The organism is Erythrobacter sp. HL-111 (genome assembly GCF_900105095.1).
Lineage (GTDB): Bacteria > Pseudomonadota > Alphaproteobacteria > Sphingomonadales > Sphingomonadaceae > Erythrobacter.
In genome coordinates this window covers 1,957,751-1,980,318 of the sequence record NZ_LT629743.1, presented here as the reverse complement: position 1 = coordinate 1,980,318, position 22,568 = coordinate 1,957,751, and the positions used below count along the sequence as shown (strand labels likewise).

The window sequence follows — 22,568 nt, the reverse complement described above, 5'->3', positions numbered from 1 at the left end:
CCAAGCCTTAGAATGCCATCCTTAAGCTTTGGTGTTCGCCGCTTCGCGTTTCAGGTCATACAGCAGATCGAGCGCCTCGCGCGGAGAGAGCGCATCGACGTCGAGCCCGCAGAGCCGCTCGGCCAGCGCGTCGGCCGGGGGCGGTTGCCTCTGCGCGCTCGCCGCGGCGAAGAGCGGCAATTCGCCGAGCCCCGCGGCAAGGCCGCCCGTCTCCGTCCTCGCCTGCTCGAGCTTCTCGAGCACCTGGCTCGCCCGCTCGACCACGTCCTTCGGCACGCCCGCGAGTTTCGCGACCGCAAGGCCGTAGCTGCGATCGGCCGGCCCTTCGGCGAGTTCGTGGAGCAGGACGAGATCGCCCTTCCATTCGCGCGCGCGCACGTGGTGCAGCGAAAGCGCGGGGCAGCTTTCCGCCAGCCGGGAAAGCTCGTGGTAATGGGTCGCGAAAAGGCAGCGGCAGCCGATCCGCGAATGCACCGCCTCGACCACCGCCCAGGCGAGCGCCAGCCCGTCATAGGTCGAGGTCCCGCGCCCGACCTCGTCGAGGATCACGAAGCTGCGCGGCCCGGCCTGGGCGAGGATCGCGGCGGTTTCGACCATTTCGACCATGAAGGTGGACCGGCCCCGCGCGAGGTTGTCGGACGCGCCGACCCGGCTGAACAGCCGGTCGACCAGCCCGATCCGGGCCGAGGATGCGGGGACGAAGCAGCCCGCCTGCGCCATCACCACGATCAGCGCGTTCTGGCGCAGGAAGGTCGACTTGCCGCCCATGTTCGGCCCGCCGATAAGCCACATCCGGTCCTCCGCCGAAAGCGCGCAGTCATTGGCGACGAAGCGCTCGCCCGCCTTTGCCAGCGCCGTCTCGACCACCGGGTGGCGCCCGCCCCGGATGGCGAGCACCGGCTCCTCCTCGATGTCCGGGCGGCACCAGTCCCCTTCCGCGGCGCGCTCGGCATTGCCGGCCGCGACGTCGAGCCGCGCGAGCGCCGCGGCGGTGCGCGCGATCGCCTCCCGCGCCGCGCAGACTTCGCCCACCAGTTCCTCGAAATGCGCGTCCTCCGCGGCGAGCGCACGCCCGCCTGCCTCGGAGATGCGCGAGGCTTCCTCGTGCAGGGCGAGCGAATTGAATCGCACCGCGTCCTTCATGGTCTGGCGATGGGTGAAGCCGCTGCCCTCGGCCATGAAGCGGTCGGCATGGCGTGCGGGCACTTCGATGAAATAGCCGAGCACCCCGTTGTGCCGGATCTTGAGCGAAGGCGTTCCCGTCTCCTCGCGGTAGCGCGCCTCCATCGCCGCGATCGCCTTGCGCGCGTTCTGCGAGACCTCGCGCAGTTCGTCGAGCGCGGCGTCGTAACCGGGCGCGATGTAGCCGCCGTTGGCCCGCTCGGTCGGCGGAGAGGCGACGAGCGCGCGCGACAGCAGGTCGGTCAGCGCGCCGTGGCCGCCAAGCTCGGGCAGGAGCCGGTCGAGCAGGGCGGGGCGGTCCGGTTCCTGCGAAAGCGTGTCGTTCAGCCGCGCGGCTTGTGCCAGTCCGTCGCGCACCTGGCCGAGATCGCGCGGGCTCCCGCGCCCGGCCGCGATGCGCCCGAGCGCGCGGCCGATGTCGGGCAGCGCGCGCAGCGCCTCGCGCAGGCCCGCCCGCTCGATCGGCCGGTCGAGCCAGAACTGGACGAGAGCAAGGCGCGCCTCGATCGCGCCGCGGTCGAGCAGCGGCGCGGACAGGTCCTCGGCCAGCAGGCGCGAACCCGCCCCGGTCGAACAGCGGTCGAGCGCGGCCACCAGGCTTCCCGCCCGCCCGCCCGTGCTGCTGGCAAGGATTTCGAGACTGGTCCGGGTCGCCTCGTCCATCGCCAGCCCTGCACCCCCGGTGCGCGCGACCGGCGGCAGCAGCAGCGGCAACCGCCCGCGCCCGGCATGGTCGAGATAGGCCACGAGCCCGCCCGCCGCCGCCAGCATGGCGCGGCTGAAATCGCCGAAACCGTCGAGCGTCGAGACGCCGTGGATGCGCCGCAGCGCCGCCGCGCCGCCCTCGCTCGTGAAGGCGCTGCGCGGGTGCGGCGTCGCATCCTCGAGCGGAGTCCCCGCGAGGGTCGGGATCTCGTCATGAGCGACGCTGCCTTCGGGGAAATCCCCGCCTTCGCTGGGACCCGGTTCGGGGATGATGACCTCGGACGGGCCGAGCCGCGCGAGTTCCGCGCCGAGCATCTCCGGCGCGCATTCCTCCAGCACCATGGTCCCGGTAGAGATATCGACGCTGGCGATCCCGACGACCCCGCGCACCTCCGCCAGCGCCACCAGCAGGTTCGCCCGCCGCGGTTCGAGCAGCGCCTCCTCGGTCAGCGTGCCGGCCGTGACGAAGCGAACGATGTCGCGCTTCACCAGCACTTTCGAGGAAGGCGTGCCGTCGCGCTTCGCCCGCGCCTTCGCCTCCTCCGGGGTTTCGACCTGTTCGGCGATCGCGACCTTGCACCCGGCCTTGATCAGCCGCGCGAGATAGCTTTCTGCCGAATGGACCGGCACGCCGCACATCGGCACCGGCTCGCCGGTGTGCTCCCCCCGCGTCGTCAGCGCGATATCGAGCACCTGCGAGGCCGTCCTCGCATCCTCGAAGAACAGTTCGAAGAAATCGCCCATGCGGTAGAACAATAGCGAACCGCCCGCCTCGGCCTTGAGCGCGAGGTATTGCTCCATCATCGGCGTGGGCTTGCCGGCGGCTTTCGAGGCGTTCCTTGCGGCCATGCCAGCCGGACTAGCACCGCGCAGGCGATTCGGAACGAGGCGGCGCGGCGCTTTCCCCTGTTGCCTCGCCCGGTTCCTCCGGATGCGGCCCGGAAGGGCCTATCGTTCGGCTCGCGCTCGGGCTAAGCGGCTGGCTCGTTCACTTTCAGGCGCATTCGGAGAGACTAGGGGCATGGCTGACCAACAAGAGGGCGGGCCGAAGGGCGGCTTCACCACGCGCGAGGCGCTGTTCTACCACGAGACGATCCGGCCGGGTAAGCTGGAGGTGGTCGCGACCAAGCCTATGACCTCGCAGCGCGATCTCAGCCTCGCCTATTCGCCCGGCGTCGCTGCCCCGGTCGAAGCGATCGCGCAGGACCCGAAACTCGCCGCGCGCTACACCGCCAAGGCGAACCTCGTCGCGGTGATATCCAACGGGTCGGCGATCCTCGGGCTCGGCAACCTGGGCGCGCTGGCCTCCAAGCCGGTGATGGAAGGCAAGGCGGTGCTGTTCAAGCGTTTCGCCGATGTCGATTCGATCGACATCGAGCTCGCCACCGAAGACCCCGACAAGTTCATCGAGGCGGTCGCGCTGATGGAACCGACTTTCGGCGGCATCAACCTCGAGGACATCAAGGCGCCCGAATGCTTCATCATCGAGGCGGCCCTGCGCGAGCGCATGAACATACCCGTGATGCACGACGACCAGCACGGCACCGCGATCATCACCGCGGCAGGCCTGCTCAACGCGTGCTACCTGACGAACCGCGACATCAAGGACGTCAAGGTCGTGGTGAACGGCGCGGGCGCGGCAGCGATCGCCTGCACCGCCCTGATCAAGGCGATGGGCGTTTCGCCCCGGAACGTCATCATGTGCGACCGTTCCGGCCCGATCACGCCCGAGCGCGAAGGCATCGACCAGTGGAAGAGCGCGCACGCGACCGCGACCGATGCGAAGGACCTCGAGGAGGCGCTGGTCGGCGCGGACATCTTCCTCGGCCTTTCCGCCGCCGGAGCACTGAAGCCCGAATGGGTGAAGAAGATGGCGGACAAGCCGATCATCTTCGCCATGGCCAATCCCGTGCCCGAGATCATGCCGGACGACGCCAAGGAGGTGCGCCCCGATGCGATCATCGCCACCGGGCGGAGCGATTTTCCCAACCAGGTCAACAACGTGCTCGGTTTCCCCTTCATTTTCCGCGGTGCGCTCGACGTGCAGGCGACGACGATCAACGAGGAAATGAAGGTCGCCGCTGCCGAAGCCATCGCCAAGCTCGCGCGCGAACGCGTGCCCGAGGAGGTCGCCGCCGCCTATGGCCGCAACCACAAGTTCGGCACCGACTACATCATCCCCGCGCCCTTCGACCCGCGGCTGATCGAGGTCGTTTCCTCGGCGGTCGCCAAGGCGGCGATGGATTCGGGGGTGGCGCAGGCGCGGATCGAGGATTTCGAGGCCTATCGCATCAAGCTGCGCTCGCGGCTCAACCCGACGACGGCGGTGCTCAGCGGCGTCTACAACGAGGCCAAGGAAAACCCCAAGCGCATGGTCTTCGCCGAGGCCGAGGAAGAGGTCGTGCTGCGCGCCGCGATCCAGTTCCGCGATTTCGGCTACGGCAAGCCGATCCTCGTCGGGCGGACCAAGGCGGTGCTCGACAAGCTGCACCAGCTTTCGGTCTCCGACCCCGGCAGTTTCGAGATCCAGAACTCGGCCGACAGCGAGCACGTGCCCGCCATGGTCGATTACCTCTACAAGCGGCTCCAGCGGCGCGGCTATACCGAGCGCGACGTGCGCCGGATGGTCAACCAGGAACGCAACGTGTTCGCCGCGCTGCTCGTCGCGCTCGGGCACGGGGACGGGATGATTTCGGGACTGACGCGGACCTTCGCGCAGACCGTGCGCGAAATCAACATGGTGCTCGACCGCAAGCCCGGCGCGCTGCCTTTCGGCATCCACATGATGATCGGCAAGAACCACACGACCTTCCTCGCCGACACGACCATGAACGAGCGGCCCACGGCCGCGGAACTCGCGCATATCGCGCGCGAGACCGCCGCCGTCGCTCGCCGGATGGGGCATGAACCGCGGGTCGCGTTCCTTTCCTATTCGACCTTCGGCAATCCGTCGGGCCAGTGGCTCGGCAATATCCGCGAGGCGGTGGCGATCCTCGACCGCGAGGATCCGGGCTTCGAATACGAAGGCGAGATGGCGCCCGATGCCGCGCTCAATCCGACAGTGATGAAGCTCTATCCCTTCAGCCGCCTGTCGGCGCCTGCCAACGTGCTCATCATGCCGGGCCTGCAATCGGCGAACCTTTCGGCCAAGATGCTGCGCGAACTGGGCGCGAACACGACCGTGGGGCCGATGCTGATCGGGATGGAAAAGCCGGTCCAGATCGCCCCGATGACCGCGCTGACGCCCGATGTGCTGACGCTGTCGGTTCTCGCCAGCGCGGGCGTGGTGGGCTGATCTCCACGCGAAAAGGGCCCGGCTGGCGTGCCGGGCCCCTGCCGTTTCGCGCGGGACGATGGATCAGGCCATCGCTTCCCGGTTGACTTCTCCGGTGGCGATTTCCGTCATCGTGCGGTCGCCGCCATAGGTGTTGTCGAGGCATTCCTGCAGGATCTTCGCATCCTCCTCCAGCCCGAGCCGGCGGGCGAAGCTCGCCGCCGTGCCGTAACCCGCGATGCCGTAATGGGTCATGTACTGGTACTGGGTGATGATCGAGGCATCGCGGACGTCTTCGTCCTTGATGTCCTCGGCGTCGATCGCGCGGGCGTGCGCCTCCTTGACGAGGCCTTCCATGCCCTTGCAGAATTCGCCCGTGGGATTGGCGTCATGCTTCTTGATGATGCCGCCGACCTGCTCGATGCCCCGCTGGATGCCTTCGGTACCCGCCTGCAGCGCGTTCTTGAGCGATTCCGACGTGGCGCGGTCGCGCATCTTCCTGGTGGCTACGAGCGACTGCTGGTCGGCACTGTAGATGTCCTGAAGCTGGTCGATGTAGAGGTCTTTGAGGGTCGCGATGCTCATGGGCTTCGTCTCCTTCCTTCGAGTTTGCGTGTCTGCAACATCGACGGATGCCCACGGCAAATGTTCCGGACGCGGAAGGCGCGGAAGCGGGGTTTGCGCCGAGCCGGGAACGGTCCGCGACGGACGCCCGTCAGCGCCTGCGAAAGCGGAAATACCAGACTTCGTGGCCGAACTTCTCGCGCGCCTTCTGTTCGTAGCGCGTCTCGCACCAGCCCGAGGGGCGGTTCTGCCAGCTCGCGGGACTTTCGACGACCCATTCGAAGCTCTCCCCGTGCCGCTGCATCACCATCAGCGCGTGGCGCAGGTAGACCGCGTGATCGGTCCCGAAGCGCAATTCCCCGCCCGGCCTGAGCTTGTCGGCGAACAGCGCGACCGGGCCGTCGTTCATCATGCGCCGCTTGGCGTGGCGTGCCTTGGGCCACGGGTCTGGGTGAAGGAGATAGATCATCGTCAGCGCCCCGTCGGGCACGCGGGCGAGCACCTCGAGAGCGTCGCCGTGATGCAGGCGGACATTGGCGAGGCGCTGCTCTTCGACGTGGGTGAGCGCCTGCGCCACCCCGTTGAGAAAGGGTTCGGCACCGATGAAACCGTGATCGGGCAGCAGGTCGGCGCGGTAGGCTAGATGTTCGCCCCCGCCGAAGCCGATCTCGAAATGCATCGGGCGGTCCTCGCCGAACAGGCGCTGCGCCGTCACCGGGCCTTCTTCCGGCACGGCGATCTGCGGCAGGAGATGGTCGACCAGCCCCTGCTGGCGCGCGCGCAGCGGCTTGCCCACCGAACGGCCGTAGAGCCGGTTCAATGTCGTCGGGTCGCCTTCTTTGAAAGCGGTCATGGCCGTTCTCTCGTCATCGGGGCAGCGCGCTAGGGCGGGGGAGGGGCGCTTGTCCAGCCTTTCGCGACGGGTTGTCGCGGGGCTTGAGCAGGGCGGGGCTGTGCCGCTATCGCCCCGGCATGAACGATCTCGTGACGGCCTTCGACGAACAGACGCTGTGGGCGCAGTCGCTGATCGGCCTCATGCTGCTCGTGCTGGCCGCGCTGACGGTCAATTTCCTGCTGAAGAAGGTGATCCTGCGCGCCGCCGCGCCGTTCCTCGATCGGCAGACCGACACCGCCGACAAGGCGGCCGCCTTGTTCGCGACGGTCGTCCCGCTGCTGATCGTCTCGCGCGGGATCGAATTCGTGCCGAACCTGCCCGAGGGGGTCGCGATCGTCATCACCAACGTCGCCGAGGGCCTCATCGTGCTCTCGATCGCGATGGCGATGGTCAAGGCGCTGTCCTACGCCAACGAGGTCTACGAACGCCGGCCGATGGCGAAAAACCGGCCGATCAAGGGCTATCTCCAGGTGCTCAAGATCGTCGTCCTGTGCGGGGCTGCGGTGATCGTCATCTCGGTCCTGATCGGCGAATCCCCGCTGATCCTCCTGTCGGGCCTCGGCGCGATGGCGGCCGTGGTGCTGCTGGTGTTCAAGGACACGATCCTCAGCCTCGTCGCGAGCGTCCAGCTTTCGACCAACGACATGCTGCGGGTGGGCGACTGGATCCGGATGCCGAGCATGAACGCCGATGGCGACGTGATCGACATCGCGCTGCACACGGTCAAGGTGCAGAATTTCGACAAGACGATCACCACGATCCCGACCCACCGGCTGATTTCCGACGCCTTCATCAACTGGCGCGGGATGACGGACAGCGGCGGGCGGCGGATCAAGCGCGCGATCCATCTCGATCAGAACACGATCCGGTTCCTTTCGGGCGAGGAGATCGAGCGCCTCTCGCGCTTCCGCCTGATCAAGCCCTATCTCGAGGCCAAGCGCCGCGAGATCGAGGAATGGAATGCGCGGAACCTGGCGGAGGGCGACGACCTCGTGAACGCGCGCCGGATCACCAATATCGGCACCCTGCGCGCATACGCGGTCGCCTACATGAAGGACCATCCCCGGGTGAGCGACAGGGGCTTCACCCTGATGGCCCGCCAGCTGGCCCCCACGCCGCAGGGCGTCCCGCTCGAACTCTACTGCTTTGCCGCGAGCACCGAATGGCCGGTCTACGAGGCGATCCAGTCCGACATCTTCGACCACATCCTCGCCATCATTCCCGAATTCGGCCTGCGCGTCTTCCAGGAACCTTCGGGCCGCGACCTTGTCGAAGCGCTGCGGGAGGGGGGTGAGCCTTAAGGCGATTGCCGCCCCGGGCCCCGGAACGCGGAAAGCCCGGGGCGATGCGCCCCGGGTGTCCGCAATTTTCCAGAAGAATTTTCCAGAAGAAAGGTCGCCGTCAGGCCGCTTCGACCTCTTCGTTCGGGTCGCGCAGCACGTAGCCGCGGCCCCAGACCGTCTCGATGTAGTTTTCCCCGCCGCAGGCGTGGGAGAGCTTCTTGCGCAGCTTGCAGATGAAGACGTCGATGATCTTCAGTTCGGGCTCGTCCATGCCGCCGTAAAGGTGGTTGAGGAACATTTCCTTGGTCAACGTCGTGCCCTTGCGAAGGGAGAGCAGCTCCAGCATCGCATATTCCTTGCCCGTGAGATGCACGCGCGCGCCGTCGACCTCGACCGTCTTGGCATCGAGGTTCACCGCGAGCTTGCCGGTGCGGATGATCGACTGGCTGTGGCCCTTGGAACGGCGCACCACGGCGTGGATGCGGGCGACCAGTTCCTCCCGGTGGAACGGCTTGGTCACGTAATCGTCGGCCCCGAACCCGAAGCTGCGGATCTTGGAATCCATTTCCGCGATGCCCGAAAGGATCAGGACCGGGGTCTGGACCTTGGCGACGCGCAGCTTCTTGAGCACGTCGTAACCGTGCATGTCGGGCAGGTTGAGGTCGAGCAGGATGATATCGTAATCATACAGCTTGCCCAGATCGAGCCCTTCCTCGCCCAGGTCGGTCGAATAGACGTTGAAGCCCTCGGTGGTGAGCATGAGCTCGATCGCCTTCGCCGTGGTCGGCTCGTCCTCGATCAGAAGCACTCGCATTTTCGGTCCCCTGTTGCGCCATGTGGTGGACGACGGTGCGTGGTAACCCCTCGCTAAGAGGTGTTGCCCTCCATTAACCACACAACCTCTGAAGGGAAAAGGTTAATAACACGTAAAGCCGGCCGCCCCGCAAGGCGTAGGGCCTTCGGATTCCGGCTGCGTGCGCAGCCGCATTCCTACCCGATTCCCGCCAGTTTCTTCGCCCGCCGGCGCTCGGCGCTGGACCCGATCCCGATCGCCTCGCGGTACTTGGCGACCGTGCGCCGCGCGAGATCGAAACCTTCCCCTTTCAGCACGTCGGCGAGCTTCTGGTCGGACAGGACCTTGTTCGGATCCTCGCCGTCGACCAGCGCCCGGATGCGCGCCTTGATCGCTTCCGACGAGGCGCCGGCGCTTTCGCCGCCGTCCGATTCGCCGATCCTGGCGACCCCGCTCGAGAAGAAGTACTTGAGCTCGAAGCAGCCCCTGTCGCAGGCGAGGTACTTGTTGCTCGTCACCCGGCTGACCGTGCTTTCGTGCATTTCGATCTTCTCGGCGACCTCGCGCAGGGTGAGCGGGCGCAGTTCGCTCACGCCATGGCGGAAGAATCCCTCCTGCCGACGGACGATTTCGGCGGCGGTTTTGAGGATGGTTTTCTGCCGCTGGTCGAGCGCGCGGATCAGCCAGTGCGCGTCGGCGAGCTTTTCCTTCAGCCAGCCCTGCGCCTCCCGCCCCCTGGAGGCGGCGCTGAGCTCGAGATAATAGGAACGGTTGACGACGAGGCGGGGGAGGGTGTCCTCGTTGATGCGGATGTCCCACCCGCCCGCCGCGTTCGCGCTGACGAGGATGTCGGGCACGATCGCCTCGACCCGCGACGAGGCGAAGGCGAGTCCCGGCCTCGGATCGTAGCCGCGCAATTCGCGCAGCATGTCGGCGAAGTCCTCCTCGTCGACCGCGCACATGCGCCGCAGCCGCGCGATCTCTCCGCGCGCGAGGAGGTCGAGATTGTCGATCAGCTTCGCCATGCACGGGTCGTAGCGGTCGGCCTCGCGCGCCTGGATGGCGAGGCATTCGGCAAGGCTGCGCGCGCCCACTCCTGCCGGGTCGAGCGACTGGACGAGGCGGAGAGCATCCTCGACGACCTTGCGTTCGGCGGCGAGGTCATAGGCAATCGTGTCGAGATCGAAGGAGAGGTAGCCCGTATCCTCGAGCAGGCCGATGATGTGCCGCGCGATGAAGGCCTGCCGTTCGTCCCGCGCCGCGGCGCCGACCTGGGCGAGGAGGTGTTCGCCCAGCGTAACCTCGCCCGCTTCGAGCTGTTCGAGGCCGGGCCAGTCCTCCGCCCCGCCTGCACCCAGGGCGGTCACGGCCCCGCCCCAATCGCCGCGATCGACGCCGCCGCCTTCTCCGTCGCCGGTGTCCCGGTCCCGGTCGAGCGCCGCCGGATCGAGGTCGAGCGGCGCATCGGCTTCGCCTCCGCCCGCCGCGATCAGCACGTCGCTGCCGGCCTCTTCGGGCGCTTTCTCGCCGGTCTCGCCGGGCTCCGGCCCGGGGATGTCCTCGCGTTCCTGCCGGCCGGCCTCGAGCAGGGGGTTCGCTTCGAGCGCCTCGCCGATATGGGTTTCGAGTTCGAGGTTGGAGGCCGCCAGCAGCCGGATCGCCTGCTGGAGCTGCGGCGTCATCACCAGCGATTGGGATTGCCTCAGGTCAAGCCGCGGACCGAGCGCCATGGCCTACCCCCGCTGCCGGCTCACAGCGTGAAGCTTTCGCCGAGATAGAGCCGACGCACGTTCTCGTCGGCGACGAGTTCCTGCGGGCTGCCCGCGAACAGGACCTGGCCGCCATAGATGATGCAGGCGCGATCGACGATATCGAGCGTCTCGCGCACGTTGTGATCGGTGATCAGTACTCCGATTCCGCGGCTTTTCAGGTCCTTGACGAGGTCGCGGATGTCGCTGATCGAAAGCGGGTCGATCCCGGCGAAAGGCTCGTCGAGGAGCATGATCGAAGGCTTGGCCGCGAGCGCGCGGGCGATCTCGCAGCGGCGCCGTTCGCCCCCCGACAGCGCCATCGCGGGCGCATCGCGCAGGCGGGTCAGGCCGAATTCGCCGAGCAGCCGTTCGAGTTCGGCGGTGCGCGTCTCGCGGTCGGGTTCGCCCAGTTCGAGCACGGCGTTGATGTTCTGTTCGACCGTAAGGCCGCGGAAGATGCTGGTTTCCTGCGGGAGATAGCCGAGCCCGAGGATCGCGCGGCGATACATCGGCAGGTTCGTGACATCCTCGCCGTCCATCAGGATGCGGCCCGAATCGGGTTTGACGAGGCCCATGATCGAATAGAAGCAGGTCGTCTTGCCCGCGCCGTTCGGCCCGAGCAGGCCGAGCACCTCGCCCTTCGCCACGGTCAGGGAGATATCGGTCAGAACGGCGCGCTTGTCGTAGCTCTTGGCGATCGAGATCACCTCGAGCCCGCTCCCGGCCGGCGGCGCGGCTGCGCCCCCGGCATCGGCCGGCGCTGCCGACTGCTCGATCGCGGATGACTCGTCCATGGCTCCACGCTTTAGCATTCGTGGCCCGCCATGAAAGGGCGTTGACCGTGAATTGGCAGGATTTTTGCTGGCAAGGGTTTGCGTGCTCCGGGCGGGAGGGCGCCGGATCGGGCACCCGGCAGAACCCGCGCAGGCTTCGCACGGCGATCGGGGAAAGCAAGTCCGGCGAATTCCGGAGGTTGCATCGCGGCAGGTGTCGAAAAGGCAACATTATGTCCGTTTGGTTGCCGTCCTTGCAACAAGGCGACACTTCTGAAATAATTGCTGCTGCCATGAATGCAAATCGGGGATCGAGCATGGACCACAGATCGCACGGGTCATCGCGGGCCGCGGCCAGGGCAGGGCGGCTTGCGGGCCGGACACGCGGCGCGCCGGAGGTGCGGGACTGGCGCCGCGCCATGAGCGATCATGTCGCCTATGCCCTCCTCGTCTACACCGGCCTGCAGATCTTCATGACCGTCAAGGCCCTCAACGAGGGCGGTTCGGGGCTTCTGCCCTATGCCGTGCTCGTCATCCTGGTGGCCGGGATCATCCCCGCCTGCCGCTGGTTCGAGAAGCGCTGGTCGGGCCTGTCCGACGAACAGGCGGGCGATCCCGCCCACGCGGCCGCGTTCCGGCGCGATGCGGCGGCGCTCTGGCTGCTCGCCATCGGCCTGCCGATTGCGCTGACCATCCTGATCAAGGCCGCCTTCGCGCTGATCTGAGCCCCGGTCCGGGCCTCGCACGCAGGGCAGGCCCTTTCGTCCCCTGCCGCTTGCTGTATGCTTCCCGCGCCCGGAGCCCGGGCGGAAAGGAAGTGTCGTGACCGTCCTGCGTCTTTGTGCGGCCCTGCTGGCGGCGGCCCTGGCGCTCCCGGTGTCGGCCGCCTTGCCTTCCCCGCCGGGCGCAGAGAGCCCGGCTGCCGAAACGGTCCCCGAAATTGCGCAGGAGCAGGACGCCGGCGGCGATGCCCGGATCGAGGCGCGCATCCGCGGCATATTCTCCGAGCTTCCGGAATTCGGAACGGTCAGCGTCGCCGTTCGCGAAGGCGTCGTCACGCTCGAAGGGACCCTGCCCGATGCCGGGACCATCGCCCGCGCGGAGGCCATCGCGGGGCGCGTCTCGGGCGTCGCCACGGTCGAGAACCGGATCCGGCGCGACCTTTCGATCGAGCGCAATCTCTCGATCTTCGGGCAGGCGGCCGAGGTCGGCGGGGAGGCGCTTGCCCTGCTGCCGCTGCTCGCGATCGCGGCGGCGGTCGCCGCGATCATCGGCGGTCTTGGCTATCTTATCGCTGGTCTCGGTTTTCTGTGGGACAGGATCGCGCCCAACGCCTTCGTCGCCGAGGTCCTTCGCACCGCGATCCGTTCCGCCTTCGTCATAGCGGGGCTCGTCATCGCGCTCGACATGCTCGGGGCCGGGGCGCTGCTCGGGGCGCTGCTGGGCGGGGCGGGGGTGATCGGGATCGCGCTCGGCTTCGCGATGCGCGACATGGTCGAGAACTACGTCGCCTCGGTGATGCTGAGCCTGCGCCAGCCCTTCCGGCCCAACGACCTCGTGCTGATCGACGACCGCGAGGGCAGGGTGATCCGCCTGACCAGCCGGGCGACGATCCTGATGACGCTCGACGGCAATCACCTTCGCATTCCCAATTCGCAGGTCTTCAAGGCGGTCATCCTCAACTACACCCGCAATCCGCAGCGACGCTTCGATTTCGAGCTCGGGGTCGATGCCGAAGACGATCCGCGTGCGGCGATGGCGCTCGGCATCGAGGTGCTGGACGGCCTCGCCTTCACGCTCGACAATCCCGCGCCGAACGCGCGGATCGTGGAGGTCGGGGATTCGAACATCGTGATCCAGTTCTTCGGCTGGATCGACCAGCGCGAGGCGGACTGGCTGAAGTCGCGCAGCCTTGCCATCGCGGAGGTGAAGGACGCGCTCGAGGAGGCGGGCTTTGCTCTGCCAGAGCCGATCTACCGCCTGCGCTTCGACGGACGGACCGACATGCTGCCGATCGGCCGCCCCCCGAAAGAGGGCGGCGCCCGGCGATCGGAAAGGCACGCGGCCGCGCGGGCGCAGGCCGGCGACACGCGGCCCGAAAGCGAGATCAGCGACCTGGTCGCGGCGGAGCGCCGGGCCGATACCTCCGGCCAGCGCGATCTCCTCGACGAGGATCGCCCGGTCGAGTGATCTACCGTCGGAAGATCAGCCGCCGTTCTTCGCGCGCTCGATCGCTTCCATCACGATCTGCTGGGCTTCGGCGCGGGTCCCCCAATTGCCGATCCGCACCCACTTCTCCTTCTCGAGATCCTTGTAGTGCGTGAAGAAGTGCTCGATCTGCTGGAAGATGATCGGCGGCAGATCCTTGGTTTCGCCGACCTCGGAATAATAGGGGAAAGTCGTATCGACCGGCACGCAGACGAGCTTCTCGTCGCCGCCGTGCTCGTCCTCGAGATTGAGCACGCCGATCGGCCGCGCGCTGACGACGCAGCCGGGAATGAAGGGCGAGCGCGCGATCACCAGCGCGTCGAGCGGGTCGCCGTCGGGCGAAAGCGTGTGCGGCACGAAGCCGTAATTGGCCGGATAGCGCATCGGGGTGTGGAGGATGCGGTCGACGAACAGCGCCCCGCTTTCCTTGTCGAATTCGTACTTCACCGGTTCCCCGCCGGTCGGCACTTCGATGATGACGTTGAGGTCGTTGGGGGGATTCTTTCCGGTCGGGATCTTGTCGATACGCATGAAAGCCTTCCTGTCCTGGTTGGGCCGCCCCCTCTCCCCAAGGACAGCGCTGCGCGCCGATAGCCCGCTCTCGATATTGCGGCAACCGGAAGTCTCGCCTAATCGCGCAGCCAGGCAAGGACATCCCCATGAGCAAGAAGACCCCGCTGGCCGTTCGCGGCACCCAGGACATATTCGGCGCCGAGGCCGAGGCCTTCGCCTTCGTGGTCGAGACCTTCGAACGGGTGCGCAGGCTCTATCGCTTCCGCCGCGCCGAATTCCCGGTGATCGAGCGGACCGAGGTGTTCGCCCGCTCGCTCGGCGAGACGACCGATGTGGTGTCGAAGGAGATGTATTCCTTCGAGGACCGCGGCGGCGAACAACTCACCCTGCGCCCCGAATTCACGGCAGGGATAGCGCGCGCCTTCCTGACGAACGGCTGGCAGCAGCACGCGCCTTTGAAGGTCGCCACGCATGGCCCGCTGTTCCGCTACGAGCGCCCGCAGAAGGGCCGCTATCGCCAGTTCCACCAGATCGACGCCGAGATCATCGGCGCGGCCGAACCGCAGGCGGATGTCGAACTGCTGGCGATGGCGGACCAGCTGCTGCGGGAACTCGGGATCGCGGGGGTGACGCTGCATCTCAACACGCTCGGCGATGCGGCGAGCCGCGAGGCGTGGCGGGCCGGGTTGGTCGACCATTTCGGCGCGGTGAAGGGCGATCTGTCGGAGGAATCGCAGGAGCGCCTGGAGAAGAACCCGCTTCGGATCCTCGACAGCAAGGACCCGCGCGACCGCGCCTTCCTTGCCGACGCACCGCGGATCGACGACTACCTCTCCGACGAGGCGCGCGGCTTCTTCGAGGCGGTGACGAGCGGCCTCGACGCCGCGGGCGTGAAATGGGTGCGCGCGGAAAGTCTCGTGCGCGGCCTAGACTATTATCGCCACACCGCGTTCGAATTCATCCCGGACGAGGGCTCGGCGGCGGCGCAGGCGCTGGGCTCCCAGAGCACGGTGTTGGGCGGCGGGCGCTATGACGGGCTGATGGAGAGCCTCGGCGGGCCGGCGACACCGGCGGTCGGCTGGGCCGCGGGGATCGAGCGGCTGGCGATGCTGGTGGGGGAGCGTGGGGACACGAAAGCCGACGCCGTGATCGTGGTCGAGAACGACGATCGTCTGGCCGATGCGGTCGGGCTTCTCGGCAAGCTTCGCTCGGCAGGTTTTTCGGCCGAACTGGTCGCCAGCGGCTCGCCGCGCAAACGGTTCGACAAAGCCAAGAGGATTGACGCTCACGCGCTCGTCTCCTTCACGGTCACGGAGGAGGGTTCGCCCCTGCGGGTAATGGGCGATGGCAGCGAGCGTCACACGGCAGTCGACAGCTTGGTGCTCACCGGCTCTTAGCACGGAACGTCACCCTGAACTTGTTTCAGGGTCCATCGTGCCGCCCGGACCGCGGCCCGAAATCGCAGAATGGATGCTGAAACAAGTTCAGCATGACGTGTAAGAGAAGCTCAGTATGCAAATCCCCCCCGAACGCCTCGACCAGATCGCGAACCGCTTCGCCGAGCTCGAGGCGCGCATGGCTTCGGGCACGCTCGAGGGCGAGGACTTCGTGCGCGCCTCGCGCGACTACGCCGAACTCGAACCCGTCGCCAAGGCCGCACGCGAGGTGAAGGCGATGCGCGAGGAGATCGCGGGGCTCGAGGCAATGCTCGCCGATCCCGAAATGAGGGCCATGGCCGATGAGGAACTGGCGAGCCTGCGCGAGGGCCTGCCCGAACGCGAACGCGCGCTCGCCATCGCGCTCCTCCCGCGCGATGCTGCGGACGCCAAGCCCGCAATGCTCGAAATCCGCGCCGGGACAGGCGGTGACGAGGCGGCGCTGTTCGCGGGCGACCTTTTCCGGATGTACGAACGCTTCGCCGCCGAACAGGGTTGGCGGGTCGAGCCGGTCAGCATGAACGCGGCCGAGGTCGGCGGCTTCAAGGAGATCGTCGCCAACGTCTCCGGGCAGGGCGTCTTCGCGAAGCTCAAGTTCGAAAGCGGTGTCCACCGCGTCCAGCGCGTGCCCGTGACCGAAAGCGGCGGGCGCATCCACACCTCGGCGGCGACCGTCGCGATCCTGCCCGAGCCCGACGAGGTCGATGTCCAGATCGAGGGCAAGGACCTCAAGATCGACATCTACCGCGCCTCCGGTGCGGGCGGGCAGCACGTCAACACGACCGATTCGGCCGTCCGCATCACCCACCTGCCGAGCGGCATCGTCGTCACCCAGCAGGACGAGCGCAGCCAGCACAAGAACCGCGCCAAGGCGATGCAGGTCCTGCGCGCGCGGCTCTACGAAAAGATGCGCAGCGAGGCGGAAGGGGCCGAGGCCGAGGCGAGGAAGGCGATGGTCGGATCGGGCGACCGGTCGGAACGCATCCGGACCTACAATTTCCCGCAGGGGCGCGTGACCGACCACCGGATCGGGCTGACCCTGCACAAGCTCGACGAGGTGCTCGCCGGGCCGGGCCTGAGCGAACTGGTCGATGCCCTGATCGCCGAGGACGAGGCCAAGCGGCTCGCGGCGCTGGCCGGGTGATGACCGTCGCCGAGGCGATCCGCGCAGCCGCCGCGCGGCTCGCGAGGACCGGCGACACGGCGCGGCTCGATGCCGAACTGCTGATGGCGCACGCGCTCGGGGCGAGCCGGTCCGAGCTCCTGCTGCGGCACATGGCGGACCCGGTGCCCGGGCGCTTCGCCGAACTGGTCGAACGCCGCGCCGCGCGCGAGCCGCTGGCCTACATCACGGGCGAACAGGAATTCTTCGGACGGACCTTCGCAGTCACCCGCGACGTGCTCATCCCGCGCGGCGACAGCGAGACGGTGGTTGCGGCCGCGCTCGACCTCGTCGTTGATCGCCCGGGGCTTACCGTGCTCGACCTCGGCACCGGATCGGGCGCGCTGCTGCTCACCATGCTCGCCGAGCGGCCGCGGGCGCGCGGCACGGGGCTCGATGCGAGCGACAGGGCGCTGGCAGTGGCCCGGGGCAATGCGCGGCGCCTCGGGCTCGAGGGGCGCAGCCGGTTCCTTTCCGGGGACTGGCGCCGTGCGGGGTGGAATGAAGGGCTTGGCCGGTTCGACCTCGTCCTGTGCAATCCGCCCTATGTCGAGGAAGGCGCCGCGCTCGAACCCGACGTGCGCGATTACGAGCCGCACGCGGCGCTGTTCGCCGGACCCGATGGCCTCGACGACTACCGCCGGGTGATCCCCGCCCTGCCCGCGCTGCTGGCGGAAGGGGGCGTGGCGGTGCTCGAAATCGGGGCCGCGCAGGGTGCCGCCGCCACCCGGCTTGCCGAAGCGGCCGGATTCGCTGTCGAAATCCGCCCGGACCTCGCAGGCCGTCCCCGCGCGGCCATCCTGCGGTGAGGAAAATCCCCGGGGGGCTTGGCAAACCCGCCGCGCATCGCTACGTCCTGCCACAGGCAAGCGATCTGCGAAGGGCGCAAATCGCTAAGGCCAAGCTCCAAACCTCGCTTGAAACGGCCGTTAGGGCTCGTCCCCGGCCTCTGGCAGCGCGGAGCGCGCGCCCCTTTGGCATGAGGCCAGGCAGGCGGCGCATAGCAAGGGGTCTGTTGACCGTGAGTGCATCAATGCTTGCGCCAGGTCGCTGATAAGGAACGTTTTCCTTGAATAACAATCGCAACAATCGCCGCCGCGGTCGCGGGAATCGCAACACGGGCGGTGGCAACCAGCTCAACCGGATCGACAGCCGGGCGCGCGGCAATGCGCCGCAGCTGCTGGAAAAATACAAGAAGCTGGCGCAGGACGCACAGCACAACGGCGACCGGGTCCAGGCCGAATATTACCTGCAGTTCGCGGACCATTATTTCCGCGTGATCGCCGACAACAAGGCCCGCCAGGAAGAAGCCCGCTCCAAGCGCGGCGACGATCGCGGCCAATCGGATGACTACGACGATGGCGACGAGGACGATTTCCGCCGGAACGACGGCAAGCGGGCCGCGAATCGGCGCTCGCGCTCGCGCCGGGACGACCGCGACGACCAGTCCGACGGCGATTCCGGCGACAGCCCGGTCGAAGGCGAGGAAGGCGTCGAGGGCGAACCGCTCGAAGGCTCGAATCCCCCCAAGCGCAAGCCGCGCAAGACCCGCAGCGGCGGCGATGACGATGGCGACGGCCGCAAGGAAGCCCGCAAGCCCGCCCGCTCCGCGCCCAAGCGCAAGCCGCGCTCGAGGAAGGACGACGACGGACCGGGCGAGATCGACTCTTCTGTCCTTCCCCCGGCGATCGGGGCGGAGGCGGAATCTTCCGCCGGCGATGGCGACGACAATCTCGAGACCGTCGGCTGAACCCGGTCGCGGGCCTGTTCACCTGAACAGGTCCCCAGCTGAGCGATGAAGGATCGCATCGAGGCAGCCCGGCAATTGGCGCAGCGCAGGCCCGGGCTGATTTCGCTCGCGCTCGGCCTCGTCTCGGCCTGCGCCTTCCCGCCGCTCCATCTCTGGCCGCTCGGCCTCGCCGCGCTTGCCGCGCTGGTGTGGCAGCTTCGCGCGGCGCCCGACTGGCGCGCCGCGGCGTGGCACGGATACCTGTTCGGCTGGGCGCACCTGACGCTCGCGAACAACTGGATCGCGACCTCCTTCACCCACCAGGCGAAGATGCCGGAGTTCCTCGGCTGGCTCGCGGTGCCGCTGCTGTGCGTCTATCTCGCCCTCTACCCTGCGCTGGCGGCGCTGGCGGCGCATTTCGCCGCGAAACGATCGGGTCCGCTCGCCTTCGGCACGGCCTTCGCGGGCGCCTGGATCATTGCCGAATGGATCCGCAGCTGGGCCTTCACCGGCTATCCCTGGCCGCCGCTCGGGCTGATGCTGCTGGGCGGATGGGACACGCCGGGAATCGCCCGCTTGCTGCCGTGGCTCGGGACCTATGCGCTTTCGGGGCTCGCGATCCTGCTGGCGAGCGCCCTGCTCTGGGCGCTCGCGCACCGGCGCCGGGTCGCGGCAGGCGCGATGGCGCTGGGGATCGTGGCGGCGATGCTGCTGCCGGGCCCGCGCGGCGACGCGACCCGGCCGGAAGACGCCGTGCGTTACGCTCTGGTCCAGCCACTGATCCCGCAGGACGAGATCAACGACGGCAGCAAGTTCGAGGAACAGTTCCAGCGCATCGCCCGGCTCACCCGGCCCGGCAGCGAGCAATCGCGCCTCGTCCTGTGGCCCGAAAGCGCGATTCCCGACTATCTCGAGGATGGCTATCCGCTGCGGTACTACGCCCGGATGACCTTCGCCGCCGATCCGCTCGCCGCAAGGGCGCGGATCGCGCAGGTGGTCGGGCCGGATTCGACCCTGCTCACCGGCGTCGTCAACCTCGACATCGGCGAGCGCGAGGACGGCACGCAGGGCGCGGTCAGCGCGCGCAATTCGGTGCTCGCCATCGGCGGCGATGGCGCAATCGAGGCGCAGTACGCCAAGGCGCACCTTGTCCCCTACGGCGAATACCTGCCGATGGAATGGGCGCTCGAACGGCTCGGCCTGTCACGGCTGACGGCGGGCACGATCGCCTATGTCGCGGGGCCGGGTCCGCGCACGCTCGACCTCGGCGAGCACGGGCGGGCGGGGATCCAGATCTGCTACGAGATCATCTTCTCCGGCCATGTCACCGATCCCGAGGACCGGCCGGACTACATCTTCAACCCCTCGAACGACGGCTGGTTCGGCAGCTGGGGCCCGCCCCAGCATCTCGCCCAGGCCCGGATGCGCGCGATCGAGGAGGGACTGCCGGTGCTGCGCTCCACCACCACCGGCATCAGCGCGGTGATCGACGCGAACGGGATCGTGCGCGGCGCGATCGGACGCGGCAAGGCCGGACGGCTCGACGGCTTCGTGCCGCAAGCCAAGCCGCCGACCGTGTTCGCGCGGGCCGGAAACGCCCTGCCGCTGGCCTGGTCCGGCCTGCTGCTGGTCCTCGCCCTGGCGGTGCCGAGATCGCTTGCGCTGCGCCGTGCGCGCGGCTAGACGCCTAGGCGACGAAGCCCGGACATAAAGATTTCCTTATATCTGCATAAGGGGACATGAGCGAAGGGCGCCCGACTGGACCGCGAACCCTGGGGGAAAAATGCGTAGCGACTTCATCTTCACTTCCGAGAGCGTTTCCGAAGGCCATCCCGACAAGGTTTCGGACCAGATCTCCGACGCCATCGTCGACCTGATGCTCGCCAAGGACCCCGAATCGCGCGTCGCCTGCGAAACCATGACGACCACCCAGCGCGTCGTCCTGTCGGGCGAGATCCGCTGCAAGCCGATGTACGACGACCAGAACGAGGACTGGAAGTACAACAACTACTGGGCACCGGGCGCGCGCGACGAGATCGAAAGCGCCGTGCGTCGCACCGTCAAGGAAATCGGCTACGAACAGGAAGGGTTCCACTGGAAGACGCTGACCTTCGAGAACCACCTCCACGGCCAGTCCGCCCATATCGCGCAGGGTGTCGACGCGGGCGCGGAAGGTTCGAACAAGGACGAAGGCGCGGGCGACCAGGGCATCATGTTCGGTTTCGCCTGCGACGAAACGCCCGACCTGATGCCCGCGACGCTCGATTACAGCCACAAGATACTCCAGCAGCTCGCCGATGACCGCAAGTCGGGCAAGGTGCCCTTCCTCGAACCCGATGCGAAGAGCCAGGTGACTCTGCGCTATGTCGACGGCAAGCCGGTCGCCTGCACCGCCATCGTCGTTTCGACCCAGCACGCACCGGGCTATCACGAAGGCGCGAAGGAAGCCGAGCTCAAGGCCTATGTGAAGAAGGTCGTCGGCGACATCCTGCCCGAGGGATTCCTGTCGGACGACACCGCCTGGCACATCAACCCCACCGGCAAGTTCGAGATCGGCGGGCCGGACGGCGACGCGGGCCTCACCGGCCGCAAGATCATCGTCGACACCTATGGCGGCGCATCTCCCCATGGCGGCGGCGCCTTCAGCGGCAAGGACCCGACCAAGGTCGACCGCAGCGCGGCCTACATCACCCGCTACCTCGCCAAGAACGTTGTCGCGGCAGGGCTCGCCAAACGCTGCACGATCCAGATCGCCTATGCGATCGGCGTATCGGAACCGCTGTCGCTCTATGTCGACACGCACGGCACCTGCGCCGAAGGCGTGAGGGACGAGGCGATCGAGGACGCGATCCGTTCCATCGGCAAGCTCGGCGGGCTGACGCCGCGCGCGATCCGCACCCATCTCGGCCTCAACAAGCCGATCTATCGCAAGAGCGCGGCCTATGGGCATTTCGGCCGTCCGGCCGAAGGCGACCATTTCCCGTGGGAGCGCACCGACCTCGTCGACGACCTCAAGGCCGCGCTTTCCTGATCGCGTTTTTCTGATTTGCGGGGCGGCGCCGCCTGCTAGGGCCTCCCGGTCATGGTGGTGGCGCCGCAACCTCGCACGGGCCGGATCGCCCAGCTCGATGCCCTCAGGGGCCTCGCGGTGATCGGCATTGCGTGGATGAACGTCCACGTCTTCGCCCTGCCGGTCCAGGCCTATTACAACCCCCTCGCCTGGGGCGGCGAGAGCGCGTTCGACCGCCTCGTCTGGGCGGCGAGTTTCGTCTTCGTCGAAGACAAGTTCCGCACCCTGTTCGCGATGCTGTTCGGGGCGGGCTGCCTGATCCTGTTCGACCGCGGGCGTGCGGCCTCGGGCGTGGCGCGGGCGTGGCGGGCGCATTTCGCCCGCATGGCGGTGCTGTTCGCGATCGGCCTCGCCCATGCCGTCCTGCTTGCGAACAACGACATCCTGCGCGCCTATGCGCTGGCCGGTCTCGCCCTGCCGTTCCTCGCCCCGCTGGCGCCGCGGGCGCTGGTGGCGGTTTCGATCGGGCTGATGGCGCTGCACGTCGGGGCGGGGATCGTGACGTTCGGCGGCGGGCTGCATGATTGGCACGCGGGACGGATGGCGAGCGATGCGAGCTTCTTCATGGAGCGAAATTTCGGGACCGACCCGGCCGCCGTCTCCTTCATGCTCGAGCGCGGGCGGGAAACGCTGGGCGAACGCGCCCTCCGGCGGACCGAGGGCTTTGTGGCGCAGCTTTCGGCGATCGCCGCGTCGCTGCCGCTCAACCTGTCGGCGATCGCGCTCGGCATGGCGTTGTGGCGCGGGGGGATGCTGGCGGGCAGATGGCCGACCTTCCGGCTCCAGCGGCTCGCGGCGGCCTGCGCGCTGGTCGCCCTCCCGGCCCTGCTGGCGCTTGCGTGGTTCGTCGCCGAAGCGGGCTTTCCGGGCGCGCTGACGGGGGCGGCGGGTCTGGTCCTGTCGGCGCCGTTCGACACGCTGCTGGGCATCGCCTACGCCGCACTCGCCATGGCGCTGTTCACGCCGGAAGGGGCCATCACGCGGCGGCTTGCGGCGGTGGGCCGGCTGTCGCTCAGCAATTACCTGCTCACCTCGATCATCCTCGCCGCGATCTTCGCCCCGTGGGGGCTCGGCCTGTTCGGCCTCGTCAGCCGGGCGGAGGCCTTCGCCTTCAGCTTCGTGCCGATCGCCGTCATGCTCGCCTGGTCGCCGCCCTATGTCGCGCGGCTGGGACAGGGCCCGTTCGAGCGGCTGTGGCGCGGCGCCGCGCGCCTGATCGGCTGAGCCGCC

18 protein-coding genes are annotated in these 22,568 nt (G+C 68.0%); 11 read left to right on the top strand and 7 right to left on the bottom strand.

Annotated features, from left to right (window positions below):
- Positions 1-21 precede the first annotated feature (21 nt).
- The gene (gene mutS, locus BLU08_RS09310) at positions 22-2,736 is read right to left on the bottom strand and encodes a DNA mismatch repair protein MutS (protein WP_233995918.1); all 2,715 of its coding nucleotides are present in this window, start codon (positions 2,734-2,736) and stop codon (positions 22-24) included.
- Between the two features lie 172 nt (positions 2,737-2,908).
- On the opposite strand from mutS, the gene BLU08_RS09305 reads away from it, so the two are divergent.
- Entirely contained in the window at positions 2,909-5,182 is a 2,274-nt protein-coding gene (locus BLU08_RS09305; protein ID WP_090198663.1) for an NADP-dependent malic enzyme, read from the top strand.
- 63 nt (positions 5,183-5,245) lie between these two features.
- Here the strand turns inward: BLU08_RS09305 and BLU08_RS09300 are convergent, their stop codons facing one another.
- Positions 5,246-5,746 (bottom strand): ferritin-like domain-containing protein, encoded by a 501-nt coding sequence (locus BLU08_RS09300; protein WP_090198660.1) that lies wholly within the window; start codon positions 5,744-5,746, stop codon positions 5,246-5,248.
- 130 nt (positions 5,747-5,876) lie between these two features.
- Positions 5,877-6,578, bottom strand: a complete 702-nt coding sequence (locus BLU08_RS09295; RefSeq protein WP_090198655.1) for a tRNA (guanosine(46)-N(7))-methyltransferase TrmB — start codon at positions 6,576-6,578, stop codon at positions 5,877-5,879.
- Positions 6,579-6,697: 119 nt separating this feature from the next.
- On the opposite strand from BLU08_RS09295, the gene BLU08_RS09290 reads away from it, so the two are divergent.
- Complete coding sequence (locus tag BLU08_RS09290) at positions 6,698-7,921, top strand: mechanosensitive ion channel family protein (protein WP_090198653.1); 1,224 nt, start codon at positions 6,698-6,700, stop codon at positions 7,919-7,921.
- Between the two features lie 100 nt (positions 7,922-8,021).
- Here BLU08_RS09290 and ctrA read toward each other — a convergent pair whose 3' ends face one another.
- The 3 genes from ctrA to lptB form a co-directional block, all read right to left on the bottom strand.
- Complete coding sequence (gene ctrA, locus BLU08_RS09285) at positions 8,022-8,717, bottom strand: response regulator transcription factor CtrA (RefSeq protein ID WP_090198648.1); 696 nt, start codon at positions 8,715-8,717, stop codon at positions 8,022-8,024.
- A gap of 176 nt (positions 8,718-8,893) precedes the next feature.
- Positions 8,894-10,426, bottom strand: coding sequence for an RNA polymerase factor sigma-54 (rpoN, locus tag BLU08_RS09280; protein ID WP_090198645.1), 1,533 nt, complete (start codon positions 10,424-10,426; stop codon positions 8,894-8,896).
- Positions 10,427-10,446: 20 nt separating this feature from the next.
- Positions 10,447-11,241: an LPS export ABC transporter ATP-binding protein gene (gene lptB / locus BLU08_RS09275; RefSeq protein WP_090198642.1), complete on the bottom strand. Its 795-nt coding sequence runs from the start codon at positions 11,239-11,241 to the stop codon at positions 10,447-10,449.
- 296 nt (positions 11,242-11,537) lie between these two features.
- Between lptB and BLU08_RS09270 the strand changes: the two genes are divergently transcribed.
- Positions 11,538-11,945, top strand: coding sequence for a hypothetical protein (locus BLU08_RS09270; RefSeq protein WP_090198640.1), 408 nt, complete (start codon positions 11,538-11,540; stop codon positions 11,943-11,945).
- Between the two features lie 97 nt (positions 11,946-12,042).
- The gene (locus BLU08_RS09265; RefSeq protein WP_172801011.1) at positions 12,043-13,410 is read left to right on the top strand and encodes a mechanosensitive ion channel domain-containing protein; all 1,368 of its coding nucleotides are present in this window, start codon (positions 12,043-12,045) and stop codon (positions 13,408-13,410) included.
- Positions 13,411-13,425: 15 nt separating this feature from the next.
- Here the strand turns inward: BLU08_RS09265 and ppa are convergent, their stop codons facing one another.
- Entirely contained in the window at positions 13,426-13,959 is a 534-nt protein-coding gene (gene ppa, locus BLU08_RS09260) for an inorganic diphosphatase (RefSeq protein WP_090198637.1), read from the bottom strand.
- A 128-nt stretch (positions 13,960-14,087) separates the two neighbouring features.
- Here ppa and hisS point away from each other — a divergent pair, with 128 nt between their 5' ends.
- The 7 genes from hisS (at position 14,088) to BLU08_RS09225 (ending at position 22,562) form a co-directional block, all read left to right on the top strand.
- The gene (hisS, locus tag BLU08_RS09255) at positions 14,088-15,338 is read left to right on the top strand and encodes a histidine--tRNA ligase (protein WP_090198633.1); all 1,251 of its coding nucleotides are present in this window, start codon (positions 14,088-14,090) and stop codon (positions 15,336-15,338) included.
- A 115-nt stretch (positions 15,339-15,453) separates the two neighbouring features.
- Positions 15,454-16,521, top strand: a complete 1,068-nt coding sequence (prfA, locus tag BLU08_RS09250; RefSeq protein WP_090198630.1) for a peptide chain release factor 1 — start codon at positions 15,454-15,456, stop codon at positions 16,519-16,521.
- Entirely contained in the window at positions 16,521-17,348 is an 828-nt protein-coding gene (prmC, locus tag BLU08_RS09245) for a peptide chain release factor N(5)-glutamine methyltransferase (RefSeq protein WP_090198627.1), read from the top strand. Before prfA ends, prmC begins: the two co-directional genes overlap by 1 nt.
- 260 nt (positions 17,349-17,608) lie before the next feature.
- The gene (locus tag BLU08_RS09240) at positions 17,609-18,289 is read left to right on the top strand and encodes a DUF4167 domain-containing protein (RefSeq protein ID WP_090198623.1); all 681 of its coding nucleotides are present in this window, start codon (positions 17,609-17,611) and stop codon (positions 18,287-18,289) included.
- A gap of 45 nt (positions 18,290-18,334) precedes the next feature.
- On the top strand, positions 18,335-19,951 hold the full coding sequence (gene lnt / locus BLU08_RS09235; RefSeq protein WP_172801010.1) for an apolipoprotein N-acyltransferase: 1,617 nt from the start codon (positions 18,335-18,337) through the stop codon (positions 19,949-19,951).
- 100 nt (positions 19,952-20,051) lie between these two features.
- A complete protein-coding gene (metK, locus tag BLU08_RS09230; protein WP_090198620.1) occupies positions 20,052-21,299 on the top strand; it encodes a methionine adenosyltransferase in 1,248 nt (415 codons plus the stop codon).
- 51 nt (positions 21,300-21,350) lie between these two features.
- Positions 21,351-22,562, top strand: coding sequence for a DUF418 domain-containing protein (locus BLU08_RS09225; protein WP_090198617.1), 1,212 nt, complete (start codon positions 21,351-21,353; stop codon positions 22,560-22,562).
- Positions 22,563-22,568 lie beyond the last annotated feature (6 nt).